20 protein-coding genes are annotated in these 24,430 nt (G+C 48.8%); 11 read left to right on the top strand and 9 right to left on the bottom strand.

From position 1 onward, the window contains the following. Positions 1-10: 10 nt before the first annotated feature. From ACYVIY_RS15705 to ACYVIY_RS15695, 3 genes are all read right to left on the bottom strand, one after another. Entirely contained in the window at positions 11-1,903 is a 1,893-nt protein-coding gene (locus tag ACYVIY_RS15705; RefSeq protein ID WP_460977319.1) for an amidophosphoribosyltransferase, read from the bottom strand. Between the two features lie 102 nt (positions 1,904-2,005). Continuing rightward, a complete protein-coding gene (locus ACYVIY_RS15700) occupies positions 2,006-2,647 on the bottom strand; it encodes a phosphatase PAP2 family protein (RefSeq protein WP_460977318.1) in 642 nt (213 codons plus the stop codon). 10 nt (positions 2,648-2,657) lie between these two features. Next, positions 2,658-3,134, bottom strand: a complete 477-nt coding sequence (locus ACYVIY_RS15695) for a gliding motility lipoprotein GldH (protein WP_460977317.1) — start codon at positions 3,132-3,134, stop codon at positions 2,658-2,660. A 108-nt stretch (positions 3,135-3,242) separates the two neighbouring features. Here ACYVIY_RS15695 and ACYVIY_RS15690 point away from each other — a divergent pair, with 108 nt between their 5' ends. From ACYVIY_RS15690 to ACYVIY_RS15680, 3 genes are all read left to right on the top strand, one after another. Then, positions 3,243-3,602 (top strand): BlaI/MecI/CopY family transcriptional regulator, encoded by a 360-nt coding sequence (locus tag ACYVIY_RS15690; RefSeq protein ID WP_460977316.1) that lies wholly within the window; start codon positions 3,243-3,245, stop codon positions 3,600-3,602. A 34-nt stretch (positions 3,603-3,636) separates the two neighbouring features. Continuing rightward, positions 3,637-5,367, top strand: coding sequence for a M56 family metallopeptidase (locus tag ACYVIY_RS15685; RefSeq protein WP_460977315.1), 1,731 nt, complete (start codon positions 3,637-3,639; stop codon positions 5,365-5,367). A gap of 82 nt (positions 5,368-5,449) precedes the next feature. Then, positions 5,450-5,881, top strand: a complete 432-nt coding sequence (locus ACYVIY_RS15680; protein WP_460977314.1) for a hypothetical protein — start codon at positions 5,450-5,452, stop codon at positions 5,879-5,881. Between the two features lie 42 nt (positions 5,882-5,923). Here ACYVIY_RS15680 and ACYVIY_RS15675 read toward each other — a convergent pair whose 3' ends face one another. The 3 genes from ACYVIY_RS15675 to recQ all read right to left on the bottom strand — a co-directional run bounded on the left by ACYVIY_RS15675 (position 5,924) and on the right by recQ (position 10,783). Next, on the bottom strand, positions 5,924-7,114 hold the full coding sequence (locus ACYVIY_RS15675) for a PSP1 domain-containing protein (RefSeq protein WP_460977313.1): 1,191 nt from the start codon (positions 7,112-7,114) through the stop codon (positions 5,924-5,926). A gap of 95 nt (positions 7,115-7,209) precedes the next feature. Continuing rightward, entirely contained in the window at positions 7,210-8,496 is a 1,287-nt protein-coding gene (purD, locus tag ACYVIY_RS15670; protein WP_460977312.1) for a phosphoribosylamine--glycine ligase, read from the bottom strand. A gap of 79 nt (positions 8,497-8,575) precedes the next feature. Next, entirely contained in the window at positions 8,576-10,783 is a 2,208-nt protein-coding gene (recQ, locus tag ACYVIY_RS15665; protein ID WP_460977311.1) for a DNA helicase RecQ, read from the bottom strand. Positions 10,784-10,890: 107 nt separating this feature from the next. Between recQ and ACYVIY_RS15660 the strand changes: the two genes are divergently transcribed. From ACYVIY_RS15660 to proC, 7 genes are all read left to right on the top strand, one after another. Then, complete coding sequence (locus ACYVIY_RS15660; protein WP_460977310.1) at positions 10,891-11,859, top strand: KpsF/GutQ family sugar-phosphate isomerase; 969 nt, start codon at positions 10,891-10,893, stop codon at positions 11,857-11,859. Positions 11,860-12,221: 362 nt separating this feature from the next. Further along, positions 12,222-12,737, top strand: coding sequence for an RNA polymerase sigma factor (locus ACYVIY_RS15655; protein ID WP_077919373.1), 516 nt, complete (start codon positions 12,222-12,224; stop codon positions 12,735-12,737). 214 nt (positions 12,738-12,951) lie between these two features. Continuing rightward, positions 12,952-14,424, top strand: coding sequence for a phytoene desaturase family protein (locus tag ACYVIY_RS15650; protein WP_460977309.1), 1,473 nt, complete (start codon positions 12,952-12,954; stop codon positions 14,422-14,424). A gap of 33 nt (positions 14,425-14,457) precedes the next feature. Beyond that, on the top strand, positions 14,458-15,294 hold the full coding sequence (locus ACYVIY_RS15645) for a phytoene/squalene synthase family protein (RefSeq protein WP_460977308.1): 837 nt from the start codon (positions 14,458-14,460) through the stop codon (positions 15,292-15,294). Between the two features lie 56 nt (positions 15,295-15,350). Beyond that, positions 15,351-16,841 (top strand): Asp-tRNA(Asn)/Glu-tRNA(Gln) amidotransferase subunit GatB, encoded by a 1,491-nt coding sequence (gene gatB, locus ACYVIY_RS15640; RefSeq protein WP_460977307.1) that lies wholly within the window; start codon positions 15,351-15,353, stop codon positions 16,839-16,841. Then, on the top strand, positions 16,838-17,974 hold the full coding sequence (locus ACYVIY_RS15635; RefSeq protein WP_460977306.1) for a redoxin domain-containing protein: 1,137 nt from the start codon (positions 16,838-16,840) through the stop codon (positions 17,972-17,974). Before gatB ends, ACYVIY_RS15635 begins: the two co-directional genes overlap by 4 nt. A gap of 131 nt (positions 17,975-18,105) precedes the next feature. Continuing rightward, positions 18,106-18,909 (top strand): pyrroline-5-carboxylate reductase, encoded by an 804-nt coding sequence (gene proC / locus ACYVIY_RS15630; RefSeq protein ID WP_460977305.1) that lies wholly within the window; start codon positions 18,106-18,108, stop codon positions 18,907-18,909. Positions 18,910-19,025: 116 nt separating this feature from the next. Here the strand turns inward: proC and purB are convergent, their stop codons facing one another. Then, positions 19,026-20,366 (bottom strand): adenylosuccinate lyase, encoded by a 1,341-nt coding sequence (purB, locus tag ACYVIY_RS15625; RefSeq protein ID WP_460977304.1) that lies wholly within the window; start codon positions 20,364-20,366, stop codon positions 19,026-19,028. Between the two features lie 155 nt (positions 20,367-20,521). On the opposite strand from purB, the gene ACYVIY_RS15620 reads away from it, so the two are divergent. Continuing rightward, positions 20,522-21,538, top strand: a complete 1,017-nt coding sequence (locus ACYVIY_RS15620; RefSeq protein WP_460977303.1) for a zinc-binding alcohol dehydrogenase family protein — start codon at positions 20,522-20,524, stop codon at positions 21,536-21,538. Here the strand turns inward: ACYVIY_RS15620 and ACYVIY_RS15615 are convergent. Beyond that, a complete protein-coding gene (locus ACYVIY_RS15615; RefSeq protein WP_460977302.1) occupies positions 21,535-22,923 on the bottom strand; it encodes a DUF1207 domain-containing protein in 1,389 nt (462 codons plus the stop codon). The genes ACYVIY_RS15620 and ACYVIY_RS15615 overlap by 4 nt on opposite strands. Before the next feature lie 48 nt (positions 22,924-22,971). Next, positions 22,972-24,333: a dipeptidase gene (locus tag ACYVIY_RS15610; RefSeq protein WP_460977515.1), complete on the bottom strand. Its 1,362-nt coding sequence runs from the start codon at positions 24,331-24,333 to the stop codon at positions 22,972-22,974. Positions 24,334-24,430: the final 97 nt, after the last annotated feature.

Here is a 24,430-nt window from a genome sequence, read left to right as displayed (position 1 = left end):
AATACAATCGCTAGTAAGCGCGTACCAGTTTGCCTTCCATAAAGTTTACGAAAGCTTTGTTGACAACGTTGTTTCCGCCAGGCGTTGGATAGTTGCCCGTGAAATACCAGTCGCCGGAGTGATTTGGGCAGGCTTTGTGCAAATTATCCACAGTTTGATAAACAACGGCGACTTCAGCGTTCAAACCAGTGGGCGTTACGATCTGGGCAACCTTGTCTGACAATTCCTCGTGAGTAAACGGCTCAAACAGGGCTTTTACATAATTCTGATTCGTAGCGTTACCCGATTCGATAGCAGCAACGCATTGGGCATAAATTTCATCCATCAATTCTTCCTGACCACGTTCGCGAAGAAGTTCGAGAGCCGCCCGGAATGCAACAAACTCTTTAACCTTCGACATATCGATGCCGTAGCAGTCTGGAAAACGAATTTGAGGAGCTGACGATACAATGATTATCTTCTTAGGACCCAGCCGATCCAGCATCTTAAGGATGCTCTTTTCGAGCGTAGTTCCCCGTACAATTGAGTCATCGACAACGACTACGTTATCCTTACCCTTTTTGATTACTTCAAACGTAGTGTCGTACACGTGCGACACCATATCATCGCGCTGGGCATCATCTGTAATGAATGTCCGTAACTTAACGTCTTTAGACACCAGCTTTTCGACCCGGGGTCGGAATGAAAGAACGCGGTCCAGATCCTGTTCGAACAGGATGCCTTCCATAATTGCTTTCTTCCGTTGCTTGTAGAGATACTCTTCCAGGCCTTCGACCATGCCAAAAAAGGCGGTTTCGGCGGTGTTTGGTATATACGAGAAAACCGTATTCTCTAAATCATAATCAATTTCCTCAAGAATCTGCGGAACCAGCAGTTTACCTAACGTCTTGCGCTCGTTGTAGATATCCGGGTCAGTAGCCCGCGAGAAGTAGATCCGCTCGAAACTGCATGACCGCTTTTCGGTGGGCTTTACAAACTGCTGTTCAGCGTACTCCCCGTATTTATCAATAATCAGCGCATGACCGGGCTTTACTTCCTGGATTGCGCTGTAGTCAACGTTGAACGCTGTTTTAATCGCTGGCTTCTCCGAAGCCACCACTACAACTTCATCGTCAGCGTAATAATAAGCGGGGCGAATACCGGCCGGATCACGCGCCACAAAGGCAGCTCCGTATCCCGTCATACCAACCATGGCGTAGCCTCCGTCGAAATCGCGGCAAGACCGGTGTAATACGCGTTGAAGATCGAGATTATCCTCGATTATATCTGATAAAACCGGATTTTCGTAGATGCCCTTGAAGCGGTCGAACACGCGCTGATTCTCTTCGTCAAGAAAGTGGCCGATCTTCTCCATCACCGTTACGGTGTCCACTTTCTCTTTAGGATGCTGGCCCAGCGAAACGAGTTTATCGAACAACTCATCTACGTTGGTCATGTTGAAATTACCCGCCATGACCAGATTGCGACTGCGCCAGTTACTCTGCCGAAGCATGGGATGGCAATTCTCAATTTCGTTGGCACCGTGGGTCCCGTAACGCAGGTGCCCCATCCAGACTTCGCCCGTAAACGCTACGTTCTCCTGAAGCCATTGGGCGTTCTTAGCCTTGTCTTTATTGCCTTTTACCGCTTTCCGAAACTTCTTATTGAGCTTTTCGAAGATGTCCGTTACAGGACGCTGGTCAACCGAACGATAGCGACTGATATAGCGGTGGCCGGGCGGCACTTCGAGTTTTATATTAGCAACTCCGGCTCCGTCCTGGCCCCGGTTCACCTGCTTTTCCATTAACAGGTAAAGTTTATTAGCTCCGTATAGAGCCGTACCGTATTTATCAATGTAGTATTGATACGGTTTGCGGAGCCTGATTAGGGCAATGCCGCACTCATGTTTGATGGCGTCGCTCATGAGGTGTCGCCGAAGCGATTTAGTTTTTTAGTATGTATCGAAGTAACGGCTCCTCCTCGGCAATGGTTCGATTGGGAGCAAAACAAAGGTAGGAAAACCCGGCTAATCGTTGGTTAAATTTTGGAGCGTCATCCAACGTTGCAGCGTTAAATAAATGATCATCGACGAGATCGTTCCGACAAGCGAACCGACATAGGTATCTTCAACGAAGTGTTGAAATAAGTAAACCCGCGAATAGCCCGTCAAAACCCCTAGCGCCAGAAATAGCCATCCCCTATTCTTATTTGTATCTAAAAAAGCCAATAAGCTGAAAATTGCAAAAGCAGACGTAGTGTGGCCAGAGGGGAAACTATTGTAACTGTAAATATCCAGGCCCTCGATCATGTGGTACTCGTAGGTCGAGTGCTCAAAAAACTTCAGCGGCCTCGGTGAGCCTGGAAATACAATGGTTTTGAGAAACAGCGACGTTAGTGATGACAAGGCGAAACTACAGAAGGCTATAAAACCGATACGTCGGTTATAGATTACTAATGCAACACAAACCAGCACGAAGAATGCACCATCGCCAAGATACGTAGTATACGTAAAAAAAAGATCGGCAACCGGGTGATTCCGGACGTTTACCCATTGCATCAATTGCTCCTGAGTGTACAGCACTTGTAGGATACCCACAACAGCCAACGCGAATGCATACGGCAAAAAGAAGAAACGGTTCTTACGCAGCAGTTGAAGCAACATCAGCATACTCAATGATTTATTTAGCAGAAGCCACCTTTTCGACTGTAATACCCACACTTAAAATGTTGAGCAGTGGGTCCTGGCGCATATACTGGCGAATCTGCATGGTGTATTTACCGGGCTTTGGAAAGCGGTAGTTGCGCTTCATCAGGAATTTATGGTCAAAGATGTCACCGAGCCCGTCGCCATTTGGCTTCCCGGTTTTCGGATCCATCAGGAGAAGTTCATCCAACCGCGATTCGATTTCCTTCCCGCTTGCATCCCGCAGGTAGCGCGTTAAATACAGGTTGTAATAGCCATACGAAAGGCTGTTACGTAGGTTGTAATAGATATTATACGGTACGGACGCATCTTCGATCTCAAACGTGAACGAGGGGGCATTCTTCACAAACCACTTCCCGTCTTCGATGTCCGTATATTCTTTGTAGACTGCATTTGTGTCACAGCTGAGAGCCAGCCAGGCAATGACAAGCACTAGTCCGAATTGTTTCATACCTCTGTTGAATAGATTACAAAGCTACGACCCGGCTGCTGGCTTGCCAAACGCTAAAAAACTATGTCGGTAGTTTGCAAACGAAAGAAATAGTTTTAGGTTTGTCCTATGGAAAAATTGACCGCTAAAGAAGAAGAAGTGATGCAGGTGTTATGGAAGATGGACCAGGCCTACGTAAAGGACATGGTTCCTCACTTTACGAACCCGCCCCTGCACTACAATACAGTATCGACTATCGTCCGTAATCTGGAAGAAAAAGGCTACGTGGGTCACCGGGCTTACGGGAATACGCACGAGTATTACCCCATCATTACGAAGGAAGATTATCAGAATCGCTTCGTGCTGAAGAAAGTCGTGGGCGATTACTTCGATAACTCGTACAAAAACCTGGTTAGTTACTTTGCTCAGCACGAGAAAATATCGGCGGAAGAACTGCGTGAGATTCTGGCAATGATTGAAAAGAAATAATTTCTACCCAGTCAACTATGCACTGTTAGAGATTATGGAGACCCTGCGTTACGTCGTGTTGGTTAATAGCCTGTTGGCCGTCGTTAGCATTGCTTTTTACAGTTTGCTTCGTCGGGAAACATTTTTTGGTGCCAACCGACTAGCGCTTTGGGTCGGCCTGGCCGGAGCGGTTCTACTGCCCTTGCTGGAACTACCCGACTGGCGTCCACAACCCGTCCGAACGGTTATGCAACAGACAGCGCAGGCCATCGTACCGAAGATACTGCCAGCGTCTCCCGCTCGTCCAGACGTGTTTATTACGTTCCCGAACGGTCGAACGTATTCCGCTCTGCAATCTACCCCTAGTCCGACTTTTGACTGGAACTGGCAGAATGGGTTACGTATCATCTACGTCGGTGGGCTCCTGATACTATTAGTCCGGCTCATTGTACAACTTGTGGCGCTTTTCCGCCTTATTAGCCGATCGGAGCGGGAAGCGTACGACCAGTTTACGCTTGTGAAAAGTGAGCACGTAGCATCACCATTTTCGTTTTTCAGCTGGGTTGTCCTCAACCCAAATCAGCATACGACCGACGAATTCGAGCAGATTTTACGGCACGAGCGGGTTCACGTTCAGAAATGGCATAGCTTGGATACGATCTCTGTCGAAATTGTATGTATTGTCTTCTGGTTCAATCCGGCGGTTTACCTCTTCAAACGCTTACTGCTGCAAACGCTGGAATTCAGTGCCGACCGAACCGTTCTGGCCGAGGGCGTCGATAGCAAAGCTTATCAGTATAATCTACTCAAAGTCAGTCTATCAGTAGGGCAACCCAGCCTGGCGGTTAATTTCGGCCGCTCGAATTTACGCCAGCGAATTAGCATGATGAACCGTCGGCGGTCGAACGGGTGGGCTTACGCTCGTTATGGAATGTGGGTTGTAGTGATTGGGCTCATGGTGCTGGCGTGTCGACATACCGACGATACTCTACGGCTTGTGGATCAGGTTCTCAAACCGAACGCATTGCCCGCCACAACACCGACCCGCGCCCTGGTTATTGATTTAGAAGACAAAGGGACCTGGTATCGCCAGATGGCTTTGTTCGAAACAAAGCATGAGGTACACGTTATCCACACTAAACCGATTCTTTTGCACGTAAAAGGTGATCGACTGATTATTCCCGACGACTATAAATATTCGGCTGCTGTGTACATCAATGGTAAGGAAGCATTGCCAGAATCGTTAACTCAACTCTCCCCGGAATTCATCAAAGAACTGTTTGTTATGCACCAGTGGGAGCATGAGTCAACCATTGATACCCAGGCAAAGCCGTATCAGATTTTTATTCAGACCAGCCCCAAAGCCATTACGTTCGACAGAAGGCGCAAGCAATTCTTTACGTTGCTACAGGCAGCGGCCATCTCGCGGCATCCGTTCGGCGAAACGAGCTCATTCAACATGAACCAACTTTTAGAAGCTACTTTTTTTCATAACCCGGATGCATTGGTAGAGCGAACAAAAAACGAACACCTCAAGGTGTATGATGAGTACAGTAAAGACACCGATATTTTTATCAATAACTTACCCGCCACTCCAGCGGACGTATCGACCGTTCACGTGCGGGAAGTCGCTCGCTTATACACCCGGGAGCGGCCGTATACTGACTGGTTCAGGGCCGATCGTCCGTTACGTCGGTTTGAGCTACACATCCAAACAGCACCTAAGCGAGCTAAACGCGACAGCAGTTATTACGTATTTAGCCCATTCTATACGGGCGATTTCTGACGTAGTACTCAAAAACAGGCGGATACATCTTAAACGAACTGGTGCCTTTTTCATCTAACGATTGTTCAACAGAACAGACTATATGAAAACGCGCCGGATGGTTTTATACACCTTGTTTCTTTTTGCTACGTATTCAGGATTTTGTGAATCGCCCAGCCAGGCTGATACGTTACCCGGCCGGTCGGCAAATGCTACCAGGTCGAGGTTAGCGCCTTCTGCCATGACAATACCCGGCACCCGGCTCGATACAAATTATCGTCTGTTGCCCGCCCAAAGTCCTGCCGTGGCAAAAGCGGCTCCGGCATGGCTACACCCTAAGTCGAACGTAACAACGGCCTATTATATCTTGGATGGCCAGGCTGCCACAGCCGCTCAGCTGAGACAACTCAAACAGCAAGAGGTAGCTTCAGTTAATTTTTTAGAAGGGAAAAAAGCCACAGTTTTATACGGCAAGAACGTCAAAAATGGAATGGTCATAATCACGACAAAAGCAGGACGCTCTAGACAAGATTAAACAGATAAGCCCGATAACTTCACTATCGGGCTTATTGTATGATCAGGCTTTATCACCAGAGGCCGGTCTTGTTGGATTACCTCCTCCTTTAGCCTTCTTCTTTTTCTTCTTTGCAGGCCGGGTTGCGTATTTGGCGTCCAGCTTCTGCAAATCACTGTTGAGAGCTGCGGCCGTTACCGGCTCTTTCTCACCAATGGGCGTTAAGACGTCAAACGACTCGGGTATGATGCCCCGTTTGTTCAACTCCGCTATTTCGAGCACGCGACTGATGGGCAGAGGGTGCCAAGTGCTTTCTGATCCGTAGCCAAACCACATCAGTTTACGGAAAATATCCGTCTTCTGTAGATAAGCACGGCCTTTCTGCGTTTCCAGGGGCTTCTCAACCGTCGGAATATCACGCAGGGCGTCCATATACGTATCCAGCTCATAGTTCAGGCAGCATTTCAGCCGACCGCACTGGCCTGACAACTTTGCCGGATTTAAGGATAGGTTCTGATACCGGGCCGCGGAGGTAGCAATGTTTTTAAAGTCTGTCAACCAGGTCGAACAGCATAGTTCCCGTCCACATGAGCCAATTCCGCCTAACCGCCCAGCCTCCTGACGCAGGCTGATCTGGCGCATTTCAATGCGGGCTTTGAACTCACTGGCCAGCATCTTGATGAGCTCCCGGAAGTCGACGCGCTCCTCCGACGAATAATAAAATGTTGCTTTCGTGTTATCCGACTGAAACTCTACGTCGGACAATTTCATATTCAGCTTAAGCTCACGAATAATTTCGCGGGAACGATACAGAGCGGGCAAATCACGTAATACAGCCTGCTCGTGGCGCTCCATATCCTTCGGCGTGGCAACGCGGTGAATAACTTTGGTATCGTCCGTGATTTTGACGTTCCGTTTTTTCACCTGAAGACGAACCAGTTCACCTTGCAGCGAAACAGCGCCAACATGGTACCCAGACTGCATTTCGACGACTACATAGTCGCCCGTTATCAGATTAAGCTGGTGAACATTGCGGTAATATTCTTTACGTCCACCTTTGAATTTAACCTCAACAACGTCGTATCGTTTCATGCCTGGCATGGCAATATCGCTCAGCCAGTCGAATGAATTCAATTTATTGCAACCTCCGGTGCTGCACCCTCCGCTTCCGCAACCTGTTGTGGCCGTTTTCTGACCATCAGATGCTCCGCGTTGGGTTCCACACCCGCCGGTTGCACAGGATTTACAAGACATATACCTATCGTTATGAAGCTATAAGGGTGTAGAGTCGCAAAGTTTGTATCCGGCAGGACTATTAAACTTGGCAGCGCTACAACGTTATACCTCGGTTAATCGGAGTACCGAATCAGGTCGAGCCCAATATCTTTCCGGTACTGCTTTCCATCAAATTGCACCGTTCGGGCCGCTTCCTGCGACTTGCGAACGGCGTTTTCTAACGAGTTTGCCTGAGCCGTAAGGGCCAGCACTCGTCCACCGTTGGTCAATACGTGACCATTTTGGGCCATCGTTCCCGCATGGAACGCCATCACATCTTCTAAACGCTCGAGGTCCGTAATGATTTTACCTTTTGCGTATTCATCAGGGTAGCCACCCGATACAACAACCGTTGTTACGGCCGTCTGAGTAGATATCTGAAGGGCAATTTTATCTAGTTCGCCATCGGCCGTAGCCACCATCAGTTCAACAAAATCGTTCTGAATTCGGGGTAAAACGACTTCCGTTTCGGGGTCACCCATTCGCGCATTGTACTCAATCACAAACGGTTCGCCGTTTACTTTCATCAGGCCGATAAAAATAAAACCCTGATAGCGAATGCCCTCCTGCTTCAAGCCAGCTAACGTGGGTTTAACAACCTTATCATCAACTTTTTGCAGAAACGATTCATTCGCAAAAACTACCGGCGAAACAGCACCCATGCCTCCCGTATTAGGGCCGGTATCCTGCTCGCCTATGCGCTTATAATCTTTGGCTTCGGGTAGAGTTTTGTAGCTCTCACCATCACTCAGGACAAATACGGACAGTTCGACACCACGCAAAAACTGCTCTACAACCACCTTGCTGCCTGCTTCGCCAAACTTTTGTCCGTCGAGCATATCGCGCATGGCCGATTGCGCTTCAACGAGCGTTTCGGCAATAATTACGCCCTTTCCGGCGGCCAGGCCATCAGCCTTAATCACGACAGGCAGTGCGTGTGTTTCCAGATAAGCAAGCCCTTCCGCTAGCGTTGACGCAGTAAACGTTTGCGAGACAGCCGTAGGGATGCCGTTGCGCACCATGAACTGCTTCGAGAAATCTTTACTTCCTTCCAACTGCGCGCCCTGTGCATCAGGGCCGACAATCCGCAAGTCGCTCAGATCAGGCTGCTGGCGCAAAAAATCAACAATCCCCTTCACTAAGGGCTCTTCAGGACCAACAATTACTAACTCGATTTTGTGCTCACGCACGGCCTCCAGAATACTGGTAAAATCGTTATAACTTATTGGTAGGTTAGTTGCCACTTGCGCTGTTCCGGCATTACCCGGCGCAACAAACAGGGCATCACATAACGGACTTTGTGATAACTTCCATGCAAAGGCATGTTCACGACCGCCCGAACCTAGTAGTAGTATATTCATGTTTGATGTACGAACGCACGGGCGACCCCGTTGCGATGGATGATTCACAGACGATAGATTGGCCCTGAATCATAATTTCTTAGTTTGCTACTTCCGATAAGAATTTGATACGCATCAAGCGCAGGTCTTGTTCGGTGAAATCATCCCCCCCAAACTCGCGCATAGCCGTGGCAATATTATCGGTTTCAGCCTGCATGAAATAGTCAAAAATTTCGTCTTGCCGGTCCGGGTCCATCACTTGGTTGATGTAGTAATCGAGGTTCAAGCGCGTACCTGAATAACAGATATGCTCGATCTCCTCCATTAACTCCTCCATGGAGAGCGACTTTGCCTCGGCAATCTCATCCAGATCAACTTTGCGATCGATTTGCTGGATGATAAAGATTTTAACCTTCGACTTATTGACCGTCGATTTGATGACAACGTCTTTGGCGGTCTCGATCTCGTTGTCTTCGACGTACTTCGTAATCAGGTCAATAAAAGGCCTTCCGAACTTCTGTACCTTACCCATACCGACGCCGTTAATCTGCGCCATCTCCTCACGGGTAGTAGGATACGTAGTAGCCATTTCTTCCATAGACGGATCCTGGAAGATAACGTAGGGAGGCAGGTTCTTTTCCTTCGCTATTTTCTTACGAAGTGCTTTGAGCAGCCCAAGCAACTCTTCATCGTAAGCAGCTCCCCCCGACGACGGTGCGGTATCCTTGTCGTCGTCGTCCTTATCGGCTACTTGCTGGTCGTAATCGTGATCTTTGGAAAGCGTAATCGGATACGGATCCTCGATGTAATTTAAACCGCGTTGTGTCAGCTTAAGAATACCGTAATTATCAACGTCTTTCTCGATGTATCCGTAAATCGTGATCTGCTTGATCAGAGAGCACCAAAACTCGGCGGTTTCGTTGAATTCCCGACCTTTGCCATATACATCCAGCCGGTCGTGTTCGTAACTCGTTACGTATTGGTTCGACGTAGCAGTTAATACGTCGGCTAGGTGGCTGGCGTCGAAACGCTGATCGGTTTGCAAAACGGTCTGTAAGGCGAGGACAACCTCATGCTGCACTTTATACTTCTCAGCCGGCTTAAGACAGTTATCACAGAATCCGCAATCTTTTTCGAGAAATTCCCCGAAATACCCTAGCAATTGTCGACGACGACAAACGCCCAGATTGGCGTATGACACCATTTCAGACAGTAAATGCTTAGCGTTATCCCGTTCGGTAACCGGCTTATCTTTATTAAATTTTTCGAGTTTAACGATGTCATCGTAACTGTAGAACATGACACAGTTTCCCTCCAGCCCATCACGACCAGACCGGCCCGTTTCCTGATAATACCCTTCGAGCGATTTTGGCGCGTCGTAGTGGATCACGAACCGAACGTCGGGCTTATCGATGCCCATTCCGAAAGCTATGGTAGCGCAGATTACATCCACATCTTCATTCAGGAACGCATCCTGATTAGCCATCCGCGTTTGCGGATCGAGCCCGGCATGGTACGGTAATGCTTTTACATCGTTAACATTTAAGAGTTCAGCAATTTCCTCAACCGTTTTGCGGCTCAGGCAATACACGATGCCCGACTTGCCTTTATTCTGCTTAACGTACTTGATCAGCTGCTTTTTGGCGTCGACTTTCGGCTTGATCTCGTAGTACAGATTTTTGCGGTTGAACGACGTCTTATACACGTCGGCCTCTTCCATCTGCAGGTTTTTTTGAATATCCTGCTGGACCTTGGGCGTAGCCGTGGCGGTTAACGCAATCACGGGGAGGTTGCCGATATTATCGACGATGCCACGAATTTTCCGGTATTCTGGCCGGAAATCATGGCCCCATTCCGATATACAGTGGGCTTCATCAATCGCGACAAAGGAAATGTTGGCTTTCTTCAAAAAATCCAAGTTTTCCTCTTTCGTTAAAGACTCAGGAGCAATGTAAAGTAGCTTTAGCGAACCGTCGAGTGTATCTTTCTTAACCTTATTCATTTCCGCTTTTGACAGCGTCGAATTCAGGAATTGGGCGTTTATGCCGAAGGCGTTCAGCTGATCGACCTGATTTTTCATTAAGGCAATCAGCGGTGAAATCACAATAGCAGTGCCCTCACTGACGATAGCGGGCAGTTGGTAGCACAACGACTTGCCTGCTCCGGTAGGCATAATGACAAATGTATTACGTCCCGCCAGGATACTGTGAATAATGGCTTCCTGATCGCCCCGGAACTGACTGAACCCAAAAATTTCTTTTAGCCGCTCTTTGAGGGTCGTATAGACCGTCTGATCAACCTGCATCATTCTACAAATCGTACAAAAGTTACTTTACTCTATTTGCTTGCCGTATCTTTGCTTAATAAAGTTAGCGAATATACGCACCAAAGTGTTCTTCATCGCCAAATCCGCCCTTGAAAGTCCAAAAAAATACCAGAACTATCGCTCGCTCCGTGCTACAGGCTGAAGCCGATGCCATCCGCGACGCAATCGATCTTCTCGACGAACAATTTGACCAGGCTGTCGAAACGGTGTTAGCCTCCAGCGGGCGGCTTGTGGTAACGGGCGTGGGAAAAAGCGCTCTGATTGGCCAAAAAATCGTGGCGACCCTCAACTCGACGGGTACTCCTGCCTTATTTATGCATGCAGCGGATGCCATTCACGGGGACTTAGGTATGATTCAGACCAACGACGTAGCTCTAATCATTTCTAAGAGCGGCAATACCGCTGAGATTAAAGTATTATTACCCTTATTAAAACGAACGGGCGTACAGCTAATCGCTCTTGTGTCGGACCGGGATTCTTATCTAGCCCGCCATGCCACCTACGTATTACACGCATATGCGAGCTGCGAAGCTGATCCCATGAATCTGGCTCCTACAACCAGTACCACAGTTGCCCTCGCATTAGGTGACGCGCTGGCAGTAAGTTTATTGGAAGCCCGCGGATTTACCCGGCAAGATTTTGCCCGTTACCATCCAGGCGGTTCGCTTGGCAAAAAACTGTACTTAAAAGTTGCCGATATTTTCCCGCATAATCACTGCCCGATCGTTCTGCCAGAGACTGCTATTAAGGACGTTATCTTCACCATTTCGGCCAATCGGTTAGGCGCTACGGCCGTTGTCAATGAAACCGGCAAACTAGCCGGTATTGTCACGGACGGTGATATTCGGCGTATGGCCTATGAACATACGGCGTTTTGGGATCTTTCGGCTACCGATGTAATGACAACTGACCCAGTGTGCGTGACTCCCGATGAGTATGCGGTGTCGGCCTTACAACTTATGCAGGTACGTAATATATCGCAGGTCATCGTTACTGAAAGTGATCAGGTAAAGGGATTTGTGCACTTGCACGATCTATTGAAGGAAGGGCTGGTCTAAGCTAATCTTAGTAGATCGACTAACTAATGGCTATAGAGCGCCCGATAGCCCCTACAACCATGTATTCTTGGAATTTTACAGTTATACGTGGATGGATGCACAAAACTATGTTTAAGCAAATTGGGGAAACGCTCAACAATATCCACACCCCACATTCCACAATCTGGGGGGGAAATTCCACAGTTAACTCATGGTCTACACATTATGTATAACTTGGCACGGAAATTTTTAAATTTTTAAACAGTTGATTTTATGCCACTTACACAAAATGAGGCTGTAAAAGTTTAGGTGAGCAAAAAGGTGGTTGTTTTTTTGTTTAATAGCTGTGTAGATTTGATTCAACAAGAAAAACTTAAACAACCATGACCGCGCTCGAATTCACTCATCATATTGGAAAAGTATCCAAGTCGCTGCGCCCCTTCGCACTGCGGCTAACTAAAGATGTAGAAGATGCCAATGACTTATTACAGGATACGCTGCTGAAAGCGTTTACCAACCGTGATAAGTATACGGATGGCACGAACCTTAAGGCATGGTTATATACAATCATGAAAAACACGTTCATTACTAACTATCAACGCATGGTTCGTAAGAACACCTTCATCGATACAACCGACAATCTGCATTACATAAACTCTATGGAAAGCAGCACCGATAACCTGGCTTATTCTTCATTTGCCCAGGATGACATCAACCGCGCTGTTAACAGCCTTGATGATACGTATCGGACGCCTTTCATGATGCACTTCAGAGGATTTAAGTACCATGAGATCGCTGCTAAACTCGATATCCCAATTGGTACCGTAAAAAACAGAATCCACATTGCTCGTAAAGAGTTGAAAGATCAGTTGAAAGTGTACGCACATTTCAACGCCTAAGCGAGACTAAATAGACGTACTATCGTCTTGTAGATATATTGATTGAGTAGTTTTTGGTTAAAAAAGAGGAAGGTTCGAAAAAGTTGGATGGTTTCCGTCCAACTTTTTTATTTATATAGCCAATCCCGTACGAACTGAAGCGTTAATTTTGAAAACGGGCTAACCAATTCGCTGATCAAAGGGTTACTCCCTCAACTAATATACCCACCTATCAATGCCCCAACGTGTTTTAGTGATCGGGGCCGGATTTGCCGGGCTGGCCGCAGCAACCAGCCTTGCCGATAAAGGCTACGACGTAACAATTCTCGAAAAAAACAGTATGCCCGGCGGCCGGGCGCGCGTCTTTGAAGCCGAAGGGTTTACGTTCGATATGGGTCCCAGCTGGTACTGGATGCCCGACGTATTTGAAACCTATTTTGCCCGATTCGGCAAGAAACCTTCTGACTACTACAACCTGGTTCGTCTCGACCCTTCTTACAATGTCGTTTTTGGTCCCGACGAAACGATCAGTTTACCGGCTGGCCTGGATAACTTGGAAACGCTGTTTGAGCGGCTTGAACCGGGCAGCGGTCCTAAATTGCGCGAGTTTCTGAAGCAGGCGTCGTATAAATATGAGGTTGGCATGAATAAGTTTGTCTGGAAGCCCAGCCGCTCTGTCACCGAATTTTTGAGCCTCAAATTACTGTACGACGTAACGAGGCTGGATATTTTCCAGTCGTTCGCATCGCACGCCCGGAAATTTTTTAAAAACCCACGTTTACTTGAGATTATAGAATTTCCGGTGTTATTTCTGGGCGCCACGCCCGAGAATACGCCGGCGATGTACAGCCTCATGAATTACGCCGAAATGGCGAAGGGAACCTGGTATCCAATGGGCGGCATGCATGAGATTGTAAAGGCAATGGTCAGCCTGGCGGAAGAGAAAGGGGTAAAAATTCTGCTGAATCAGTCTGTACAGAAAATTGACATCTTTAAAGGTAAGGCGCAGCGCGTACTAACGGCGGAGGGAATTTTTGAGACCGACGTTGTGGTAGCTGGTGCTGATTACAACCACGTTGAAACCAGTCTGCTAGACAGCGGGCACCGGAATTACGATGATACGTACTGGCAGAAGCGTGTCATGGCTCCTTCTTCGTTGCTGTTTTATCTGGGAATCAATAAGCGGATTCCTCGTTTGCAGCACCACAATTTGTTTTTCGACGAAGATTTCAAGGTTCACGCCAAAGAAATATACGATACTCCCCAGTGGCCATCCAAGCCGCTTTTTTATGCCTCTGCGCCGTCGAAAACCGATTCAAGTGTTGCACCAGCCGGTTGCGAGAACCTTTTCCTGTTGATTCCAGTCGCTCCGGATTTAACCGACACAGAAGAAATCCGCAAACGCTATTTCGACCTGATTATGGATCGACTTGAAGCGTACGTTGGCGAAGACATTCGTAATTATATCGTTTATAAGAAGAGTTATGCCCATAATGACTTCAAAAGCGACTATAATGCTTTTCGGGGCAACGCCTACGGTCTTGCAAACACTCTTAAGCAAACTGCAATTTTAAAGCCATCTCTTAAGAACAAAAGGGTGAACAACCTGTTCTACACGGGTCAACTGACGGTACCAGGCCCCGGCGTCCCCCCCTCGTTGATTTCGGGATTAGTCGTTGCCGATGAGGTTGCTAAAGAATTTATTTAACTTACAAACCCTAACCCTCCCTTGTATCCAGCTATGATGGCGTTGTTCAACAAAACGGCACTGGAATGCAGTAAGTTGATTACTGAGCAGTACAGTACGTCCTTTACCTTAGGCATAAAGACCCTTGATCGGAAATTCCATATGCCTATCTACGCCATCTACGGATTTGTTCGTTACGCCGACGAAATAGTTGACACCTTCCACGATCACGATAAAAAGACCCTTCTTGAACGCTTTCGGCGCGATACGTTTCTCGCCATCGAGGAAGGAATCAGTCTGAATCCAATTCTTCAATCGTTTCAACTAGTCGTCCGCGAGTATAGAATTGAACACGAATTGATTGAGGCTTTTCTAAAAAGCATGGAAATGGACCTCTATTACCAGGATTATAGCCTTGATGGGTATAACGACTACATTTATGGCTCAGCCGAAGTAGTGGGCCTGATGTGCCTGCGCGTGTTCTGCGAAGGAGACTGCGATGAATTCGATCGCCTTCGCGCTCCAGCCCGTAAACTCGGCGCGGCCTTTCAGAAAGTTAATTTCCTGCGCGACCTGAAAAGCGACTTCGTCGACCGGGGCCGCACTTATTTCCCCGACGTAGACTTCAGTGAGTTTGGGCGGGATGCCAAGCAACGTATTGAACAGGATATTCAGCGTGATTTTGATGATGCCTACATCGGCATTATGAATTTACCGCGTGGGGCACGAATGGGCGTGTATCTGGCATATACATACTACCAGACCCTGTTCAACAAAATCAAGCAACTATCGGCATCAACCATACAGAATGAGCGGATCCGGGTACCTAACCCGCAGAAGATTGCCTTGCTCGCTCAGACCTATCTGAAATATCGGTTGAATGTGATTTAAATCACCCCTTTGCGCCTTTTCGCTATCTTTGCTAGAAACCAGATAATATTCTGTAAATGGTAGCCGAAGCGACCCTTTCGCCGGAAGTGTTTGCCCGTTACGAAGCCGTTGTTGGGCTGGAGGTGCACTGCCAATTGCTGACTCAAAGTAAAATTTTTGCTGCTGACGCCAATACGTTTGGAGCGGAGCCAAATACCAACATCAGCGTTATTACGTTGGGACACCCGGGCACGCTGCCGAAGTTGAATCGGAAGGCGGTTGAGTATGCCATCCGGATGGGGCTGGCTTGTGGGAGTACAATTACCCGTCACAATATCTTCGCTCGTAAAAATTATTTTTACCCTGACCTGCCCAAAGGCTACCAGCTATCTCAGGATAAGGGGCCCATTTGTATAGGCGGTGGCATACTAGTCAACGTAAAAGATCCAGAAACAGGTCAGCCTTACCAAACAACGATCCAACTCCATCACATTCACTTGGAGGAAGACGCCGGAAAATCGATCCATGACGGCAGCGACTGGTCCACTCAACTTGATTATAACCGGGCTGGTACTCCGCTCATTGAAATGGTAACTGACCCCTGCATCCGCACGGCCGAAGAGGCTGGTCAGTACCTCACCGAAGTTCGCCGGTTAGTGCGTTACCTGGATATATGCGACGGCAACATGGAAGAAGGCTCGTTACGTTGCGACGTAAATGTTTCCATTCGTCCTAAAGGGTCGACTAACTTAGGCACGAAGGTTGAGGTAAAGAACCTGAATTCTATTCGGAACGTAATGCGGGCTGTAGACAGCGAGTTTCGGAGACAGGTAGAAACAAAAGAAACCGGCGGACTCATCATTCAGGAAACCCGAACCTTCGACGCAGCTACAGGCCGTAGTTACGCCATGCGCGAAAAGGAAACCATGAATGATTACCGCTATTTTCCGGACCCTGATCTGACGCCGGTGGTCGTTTCAGACGAATGGCTGGCTGATATTCAGGCTAAAATGCCGATGCTACCGGCTGCGCTGTTCGAAAAGTTCACCACGCAGTATGGCTTGCCCGAGTATGATGCGGCTTTGCTGACCGATGCGAAAGAACTTGCCGACTATTATGAAGCCGTTTGCGTATATACTACGAATTACAAAGCGGTCTCTAACTGGATTATGGGTCCGGTGAAGGGACATTTGAACGAAAAGTTAGTACGTGATCGGCAGTTTCCGGTTACGGCTAAACAGTTAGCGGAGCTAATCGGACTGATTGATACCAACGTAATCAGTCAGACGGCGGCCCAGCAAGTTTTTGGCTTGATGGTCGATCAGCCTGAGGCTTCACCCGCTGACCTGGCCAGCGCTCATGGTTTGGTACAGAATCGCAATACTGACGCTCTCCAAACGTTGGTAGAAGAGGTGCTGTCAGCCTGGCCCGATAAGGTTGACCAATACCGGAAAGGCAAGAAAAATCTATTAGGAATGTTCGTCGGCGAAGTGATGAAAAAATCGAAAGGTTCGGCCGATCCTAAGTTAGTGAATGAGTTATTAGCGAAGACACTACAGGCAAAATGAAGACATTAATTTTTGGCCTAAGCAGTTTACTGGCCCTCAGCGTATCGGCCAATGCCCAAACAGCAAAGCAGTTTACCGTTACAGGTAAAATCAAGAATGCAACTCCAGGCAGCTACGTATATCTGGAAGCGAATACCCAGCCCACACGCAAGCTCGATTCTACTAAAGTAGCGGCCGGTAATACGTTCACAATGACCGGTAACGTCGCGAATGGTGGCGAAGTGCTGGTGTTAAATGTAGGCGGTGGCCAGAAGCTAGCCTTATTGGTTGAAGGCGGAGAGACACTGACCGTTAACGCGGATGGCTACCGGATGGACGCTAAAACGGGTCAGACGGGAAAAGCAACCGTAACGGGGTCGAAGAACATGGAGTATTATGATAAACTCATGGCGCTTCGGACCGATATGGAAACGCGTGTAGCAAACTGGAACAAACAGGTTGCCGCGGCCACCGAAAAGAAAGACACCAAACGGGTGACGCAGATTGAGCAGGAATATCAGGTTGCCGAGCAGGAAGTCATTAACAAAGTGAAAGCAATGCTGCCTGATATGGGCACATCGCTGGTCTCGTTGTTTGCGCTCAACTTTATCGATATCAACAATGACTTTGCTACGTATGATGCTCTAGCTCAGCGCTTTGAAAAAGAAAACCCGACGAGTCCTCACGCGAAATCGCTGATCGGACGGGTAGCGCGGATCAAAGGTGTAATGGTCGGTGCTCAGGCTCCGGAAATAGCATTGAGCGATACGACCGGCACACCGGTTCCACTCTCATCGCTCCGGGGTAAATACGTCTTACTCGACTTTTGGGCGTCCTGGTGCGGTCCCTGCCGAATGGAAAATCCGAACGTAGTGCGGATGTATAACAAGTTCAAAGACAAAGGCTTTACAATCTATAGCGTTTCTCTGGACAAAGGCAAAGCAGAGTGGTTACGCGCTATCAAGAACGACAATCTACCCTGGACACACGTCTCAGATCTCAAATACTGGCAATCAGAAGCCGCCCAGCAGTATGGTGTACAGGCTATTCCTGCCACGTTCCTGCTTGACAAAGAAGGGAAAATCATTGCCAAGAACTTACGTGGCCAGGCTTTAGAGCAAAAACTGGAAGAAGTCCTGAAAGGTGGTCAATGAGTTAACTATTAGTCGTTAGTTTTGTAAGGTCAGGCTATAGCCTGACCTTTTCATTTTACTACGCTTCACTTCATCGGCAACGAGCAATCTGTTCATGTATTAATTTTTAGTTTATTGATCTTTTTGAAACCATGAAAATTGCAATCGTAGGCTGTGGCAATATGGGGATGGCTTTCGCCAAGTCATTTTTACAGTATGACCTGGTGAAGAAGGACGATCTGCTGCTGATCGAAAAGAGCCAGGATCGGTCCGAAGCGCTGAAGCAGGAAAAGGCCGGAGTCGTCGTGGATACGATCGGGCCCCGGGTTGGCGAAACAGATTTGATTATTTTGTCAGTGAAGCCGCAGGATTTCAACGGCGTGCACGAAGCGTTACGTGAAGTCGTACAGCCTAATCAGATTATCCTGTCGATTATGGCGGGAATTCCCATCGCCCAAATTCAAGAGAAGCTAAGCCATCCGCTGGTTGTACGCGCTATGCCCAATACACCAGCGATGCTGGGTATGGGAATTACCGGATTTACAGCCGCGAAAGAGGTGGATTTAACTAATCTGCGCCGGGTAGAGAACCTGATCAACGCTACAGGACGCTCGATATTCCTCGACGACGAAGCGATGCTCGACGCGGTTACGGCTCTGAGTGGCAGCGGTCCAGCTTACTTTTATTACGTTGTTAAAGCCATGATTGACGCGGGTAAACAAATGGGCTTCGACGACGCTGTGTCGGCATTACTGGTGAAGCAAACCATGCTCGGCGCTTATCACCTGATTAACACCGCCGACAAATCGCTGGATGAACTCATCAAAGCTGTAGCCTCAAAGGGTGGCACCACCGAAGCAGCTTTGCGGACGTTTGAAAATGGTGCCTTATCAGACACGTTGGTGGCGGGCATCAAAGCAGCACAGGTTCGAGCCACGGAGCTATCCAAAGCCTGATCTCAAACGTATTGCGTAAACTTTTGAAAGCTAGGCATAATAAAATTGCTGACGCGTGTCCCCACCGTGACTACACGTCAGCAATTTTATTATGCCTAGGTTGGTTCAAGTAAACGCTACAGCCCTGTGTACGTAAAGGGCGTAATGGCCGTTAGTTCAGTTTTGACGGCGTCCGATACGTTCAAATCATTAATAAACTCCCTGATCGTATTGGCGGTGATCTTCTCATTCGTACGAGTGAGCGCTTTCAGGGCTTCATACGGCTGTGGATACCCCTCCCGCCGAAGTACGGTCTGAATACCTTCAGCGACAACAGCCCAGTTTTCTTCCAGGTCTGCGTCCAGAGCCGCCTGGTTCAACTCAAGCTTATCTAAACCCTTCAGCAGCGATTTTAACGCAATAACTGAGTGCGCAAACGGCACACCGATGCTACGTAGCACGGTCGAATCCGTCAAATCGCGCTGAAGCCGGGAGATCGGTAGCTTCGCGGACAGATGCTCGAAGATAGCATTGGCAATACCCAGGTTGCCTTCTGAGTTCTCAAAATCAATCGGATTGACTTTGTGGGGCATGGCCGACGAGCCGACCTCGCCTTCTTTCAGCTTTTGCTTAAAATAATTCATGGACACATACGTCCAGACATCGCGATCGAGATCAATCAGGATTGTATTCAACCGCTTAAACGCATCGAGCGTAGCGGCCAGCATATCGTAGTGCTCAATCTGGGTAGTAAACTGGCTGCGAACCATGCCCAAACTTTCTACGAACGAATCGCCGAACCGTTTCCAGTCTTTATCCGGATACGCTACGGCATGGGCATTGAAATTGCCAGTCGCCCCACCAAATTTGGCTGCTGTCGGAATGTCCGATAACAGGTGAAGCTGCTTTTCGACGCGTTCAACAAATACGTTCAGCTCTTTCCCCAGGCGCGTTGGTGAGGCTGGCTGCCCGTGCGTGCGGGCGAGCATAGCGACATCTTTCCACTGTTCAGCCAGTTGCTGCAGCCGCACAAACACCTGCCGATACAGCGGTAAAATTTCGGTATCAAGCGCTTCGTCCAGCAATAACGGAATGGCCGTGTTGTTGACATCCTGCGAGGTCAGGCCAAAGTGAACGAACTCAAGGAACGGCTCAACGGATGAACCTTTGAGCTTTTCTTTAATGAAATACTCGACTGCTTTTACGTCGTGATTCGTCGTTTTTTCGATTTCCTTAATTCGTAAGGCGTCGGCTTCCGAGAAGTTTTCGAACAAGGCTCGCAACGCTGGAAACTGTGAAGCGTCGACACCTGCCAGTTGAGGAAGTTGCCATTCGCAGAGCGCAATAAAATACTCGACTTCAATCCGAATGCGGTAGCGAATCAACCCATATTCAGAAAAGTAAGGGGCTAGTGCCTCAACTTGTTTACGGTACCGACCATCGACGGGCGATATCGCCGTAAGTGCAGATAAATTCATACGTGCTTGTAAAATGCAAATGTACGGTAAAGGGAATAAGTTGTGGTTAGGCCAATTTAGTTTGTACCATTACATTTGGCTTTTGATTAAAAGAGAAAGCGCAGCAGACACTTTAGTTGTTACGTACTCGGGTTTGAATCACCCCTTAAGCATCTATGAATACTCTAGTTCTCCAGTCACCCGGTCAGTTAACCCTTACCACAACGACTCCGCCCCCACAACCCAAATCCGGCGAAGCGCTCGTTCGGGTACATCGTATTGGGGTGTGCGGTACTGACCTGCACGCGTATCGGGGTAAGCAGCCTTTTTTCAATTACCCGCGAATACTAGGGCATGAACTGGGCGTTGAGGTGTTGGCCCTGGGTGAACCCTCTGAACGAGTACGCGTTGGTGACCGTTGTGCGCTGGAGCCGTATTTAAACTGCGGTCAGTGTGCGGCCTGTCGTCGGGGAAAGTCGAATTGCTGCGAGAACCTGCGGGTGCTGGGCGTCCATACCGACGGCGGTATGCGGGAGTTACTGGTCGTGCCCATCGAGAAGCTACATCCCTCCTCTCAACTAACATTCGACCAGCTGGCATTAATAGAAACGCTGGCTATTGGCGCTCACGCCGTTGAACGAGCCAATCCTAAGTCCGATGATGCTGTCCTAATCATTGGCGCCGGGCCGATTGGCCTTGCCGTTCTGGAGAGCGTCCGACCGCTGGGCTGCACAATCGTAGTCGCCGACCGGGAGCCGAAGCGCCTTTCGTTTATTCAACAGCATTTCCCGGGTGTAGCTACTGTTTCAGCCGTGGAACCGTTTTCAGATCAGCTTCGACAGGCGTTTGCCGGTGACCTGCCGACGATTGTGTTCGATGCGACGGGTAACCCGACTTCTATGATGCAAGCGTTTGAGTACGTTGGACCGGGCGGTTCGTTGGTTTACGTCGGCTTATTTCAGGGCGATGTTACGTTCGCAGACCCTATGTTTCACCGCAAAGAGCTAACCCTGCTCGCTAGCCGAAATGCACTTCCAAGTACGTTCACGCACCTCATCCAGCGCGTTGAGCAGGGCGACCTGGACACCACGCCGTGGATTACGCACCGGTCTGCCCTGCTTGATGTACCTGTTCAGTTTGTAGATTGGCTCGATCCGGCCAATGGCGTTGTTAAGGCAATTATTGAGGTTTAAAAGGGATTTAGGTATAACCCAAAGCCTATCCAGGATGTCTGTTGACTTTCAAACTGGCTGTAAGGCCGGAAGCCCGAGTATCCTTCCAATAAAAAGGTAAGATTATTCTGCGTACGGCCAAGCTCGAAGCCAATTCCACCGTGAATACCCGGCTTGAAATCGGTTTGCTGCCAGAACTTCACGTCTACTCCGCCGACTAAACGTGCGGCTTTTTCGGATGGCTTTTTGTAAAAAGCGCCAAACTGAGCGCTCAACGGCTTGCGCTCTTCCGATTTACGTAACACAAGGCCAAGCCCACCGTACAACCGCCAGTTCGTAACCATTCGGCTATACGTAACGTCGAGCAGTTCGTAGTTGACAGCATTTGGCGAGGGAGCCGTTATCTGGTTTCGATAAATGTAATCGTCTCCTAAATGCGACGACAGATGATAGACTCTGAACCGCCACGTAGCAGCTTCCCGCCGAACGTTGTAAATGATACTGATTTTGTAATCATTATTCATGATCTGCCGACGGGCCTTGTTCAACTTGTCGTCGTGAAACGCTTCAAACTGCGTAAACGACGCTAAATCCAGTACCCATTCTTCCGAATGACCTGGTGCTGTAGTCCGTCGGTAGAAGGGCTTGGCAAACCCAAACGCGAACGGTACGATACTCCCAGGATACTTTTTGCCCTCGGTATAATAGAGTGGCAGTACGCTCCCGTACGTCTGTGCTTCCAGTGGGTCGAGTAGGATCGGCTCGAATAAGTGTCCTTTCGGCAAAAACTCCTTTTTCGGTCGAATCATAGTCGGCTCGGCTGAGGCAGAGCTTGTCGATACAGAATCTACCCGTTCAGCGTCCGTTTTCTTAACCCGTTTTGGCCGTTCGGATTTGGTAGCTTTAGGGGTTACGCTAACCGGCTCTGGAGCTGGAGTCGTTATCTCCGGTGTGATTGGCACAACTGGCGCAGGTTCAGTAACGGTCTCTTTCTTCGCTTTTTCCCGTCGCTGTTTTCGCGTTGGTTCGGCTGCTGGCGGAGTCGAAGGCTCAGATGGTTGATTTGCGGGAGCTGCTACCGGTGCGCTAACAGGTGGAGTAGCCGCTGGCTTCGGTGTCTCCCGCTCTTGCTGTCCGCGCTCTTTCTCAGCCTTCTTGGCCTGCCGCTGCCGTTCTTTTTCGGCCTGCTTTGCTTCGTATTCGCGTTGCTTTTGCGCCCATTCGGCTCGAATCTGTCGATCCCGCTGTACTTCTCGGTCTATTTTTTCTTTTTGCCGCTGTTCAGCAGGCGTGAGTGTACGAGCAGCCGGAGCCGTAGTTTTCGGGGCAGTCGCTGGCGTTTGCTGAGCCGAAGCAACTATTGCGGCCAAACAACTCAGCAAAAGAACCAACAGCGTTTTCTTCATAAGGCAAGAGCAGGTTAAGGATGGAGCGTTTAGGAGTGCTCCTGTACATTATTGTTTAAGGGCCGCGTAGTGTTTATAAAAATAAGGTATGGTTTCAATTCCTTTGTAGAAGTTGAACAAACCATAGCTTTCGTTCGGCGAGTGCAGAGCGTCAGTATCTAATCCAAAGCCCATCAGGATTGACTTAAGACCGAGTTCCTTTTCAAATAACGCCATAATGGGAATACTTCCGCCCCCGCGAGTCGGAATTGGCTTTTTACCCCAGGCTTCTTCAAACGCCTTGCTAGCCGCTTCGAACTCGACCGAGTCAACCGGCGTTACGTAGGGCATTCCGCCATGGTGCGGTGTCACCTTAACGGTTACGCTCGCTGGAGCTATACTTGTAAAGTGCCGCGTAAACAATTCCGTAATTTCATCAGGCGTCTGATTAGGCACCAGGCGCATACTGATCTTTGCCGACGCTTTCGAGGGCAATACGGTTTTAGCGCCTTCACCGGTATACCCACCCCAAATACCGTTTACGTCCAGCGTCGGCCGAATCGAGGTCCGCTCGTTGGTGGAGTAGCCCGCTTCGCCTTTTACGTCGTTGATGCCTAATTCACGTTTGTACTCGTCTAAATCAAACGGAGCTTTGGCCAGTTCAGCCCGTTCGCCTTCGCTTAACTCGACTACGTTATCGTAGAAACCAGGAATGGTGATCTTACCTGTCTCATCGTGCAGCGAGGCAATCATTTCGCACAGGGCGTTGATTGGGTTCGCTACGCCACCACCATAGACACCCGAGTGCAGATCGCGGTTAGGACCGGTTACTTCTACTTCAACGTAAGACAAACCACGCAATCCAGTTTCCAGGGACGGGGTTTCATTGGAGATAATACTCGTATCCGAAACCAGAATAACATCGGCTTTCAGCATATCCCGATGCTCAGCCACAAACGTACCCAGGTGATCGGAGCCGACCTCCTCTTCGCCTTCAATCATAACTTTTACGTTACAGGGCAGGCCATCTGTCGCCACCATAGCCTCAATGGCTTTGATGTGCATATAAAACTGGCCTTTGTCGTCACAAGCGCCCCTGGCATAGATACGCTCATCCCGAATCGTGGGTTCAAAAGGCGGAGAATTCCAGAGTTCATAAGGATCGGCAGGCTGTACGTCATAGTGCCCGTAGACGAGTACCGTCGGCTTGGCCGGGTCAACTATTTTTTCGGCGTACACGACCGGATGGCCGGGCGTTTCAAACAGCTGAGCCTTATCTAAACCGGCTGCGGCTAGTTTGTCTTTAACAAACTCAGCCGCCCGACGTACATCATCCTTGAATTTAGAATCTGCGGAAACCGATGGAATCCGCAGAAGGTCGAGCAGTTCGTCTAAGAACCGCTGCTTATTACTTTCGAGATAGGTGTTCATGAAGAGAGATGTATTCATGCGAATGGGTTACCAGTACGACAGATAACCCTGCACCAATAAATTCGCCCCGAAGTTACGCAGTTTAACGTAACGACGG

The sequence above is a fragment of the Spirosoma knui genome (genome assembly GCF_054780635.1).
Note: the sequence above shows the minus strand (reverse complement) of the source record. Positions and strands in the feature narration are given on the sequence as shown.

What these genes read in the sequence shown, in the direction of transcription:
- ACYVIY_RS15635 (WP_460977306.1), top strand. Translation starts at nt 16,838, where the DNA reads ATGAAGACATTAATTTTTGGCCTAAGCAGTTTACTGGCCCTCAGCGTA.
- ACYVIY_RS15615 (WP_460977302.1), bottom strand. Translation starts at nt 22,923, where the DNA reads ATGAAGAAAACGCTGTTGGTTCTTTTGCTGAGTTGTTTGGCCGCAATA.
- ACYVIY_RS15705 (WP_460977319.1), bottom strand. Translation starts at nt 1,903, where the DNA reads ATGAGCGACGCCATCAAACATGAGTGCGGCATTGCCCTAATCAGGCTC.
- ACYVIY_RS15680 (WP_460977314.1), top strand. Translation starts at nt 5,450, where the DNA reads ATGAAAACGCGCCGGATGGTTTTATACACCTTGTTTCTTTTTGCTACG.
- ACYVIY_RS15645 (WP_460977308.1), top strand. Translation starts at nt 14,458, where the DNA reads ATGATGGCGTTGTTCAACAAAACGGCACTGGAATGCAGTAAGTTGATT.
- ACYVIY_RS15610 (WP_460977515.1), bottom strand. Translation starts at nt 24,333, where the DNA reads ATGAACACCTATCTCGAAAGTAATAAGCAGCGGTTCTTAGACGAACTG.
- purB (WP_460977304.1), bottom strand. Translation starts at nt 20,366, where the DNA reads ATGAATTTATCTGCACTTACGGCGATATCGCCCGTCGATGGTCGGTAC.
- ACYVIY_RS15700 (WP_460977318.1), bottom strand. Translation starts at nt 2,647, where the DNA reads ATGCTGATGTTGCTTCAACTGCTGCGTAAGAACCGTTTCTTCTTTTTG.
- ACYVIY_RS15695 (WP_460977317.1), bottom strand. Translation starts at nt 3,134, where the DNA reads ATGAAACAATTCGGACTAGTGCTTGTCATTGCCTGGCTGGCTCTCAGC.
- purD (WP_460977312.1), bottom strand. Translation starts at nt 8,496, where the DNA reads ATGAATATACTACTACTAGGTTCGGGCGGTCGTGAACATGCCTTTGCA.
- gatB (WP_460977307.1), top strand. Translation starts at nt 15,351, where the DNA reads ATGGTAGCCGAAGCGACCCTTTCGCCGGAAGTGTTTGCCCGTTACGAA.
- ACYVIY_RS15675 (WP_460977313.1), bottom strand. Translation starts at nt 7,114, where the DNA reads ATGTCTTGTAAATCCTGTGCAACCGGCGGGTGTGGAACCCAACGCGGA.
- ACYVIY_RS15650 (WP_460977309.1), top strand. Translation starts at nt 12,952, where the DNA reads ATGCCCCAACGTGTTTTAGTGATCGGGGCCGGATTTGCCGGGCTGGCC.
- proC (WP_460977305.1), top strand. Translation starts at nt 18,106, where the DNA reads ATGAAAATTGCAATCGTAGGCTGTGGCAATATGGGGATGGCTTTCGCC.
- ACYVIY_RS15685 (WP_460977315.1), top strand. Translation starts at nt 3,637, where the DNA reads ATGGAGACCCTGCGTTACGTCGTGTTGGTTAATAGCCTGTTGGCCGTC.
- ACYVIY_RS15690 (WP_460977316.1), top strand. Translation starts at nt 3,243, where the DNA reads ATGGAAAAATTGACCGCTAAAGAAGAAGAAGTGATGCAGGTGTTATGG.
- recQ (WP_460977311.1), bottom strand. Translation starts at nt 10,783, where the DNA reads ATGATGCAGGTTGATCAGACGGTCTATACGACCCTCAAAGAGCGGCTA.
- ACYVIY_RS15620 (WP_460977303.1), top strand. Translation starts at nt 20,522, where the DNA reads ATGAATACTCTAGTTCTCCAGTCACCCGGTCAGTTAACCCTTACCACA.
- ACYVIY_RS15655 (WP_077919373.1), top strand. Translation starts at nt 12,222, where the DNA reads ATGACCGCGCTCGAATTCACTCATCATATTGGAAAAGTATCCAAGTCG.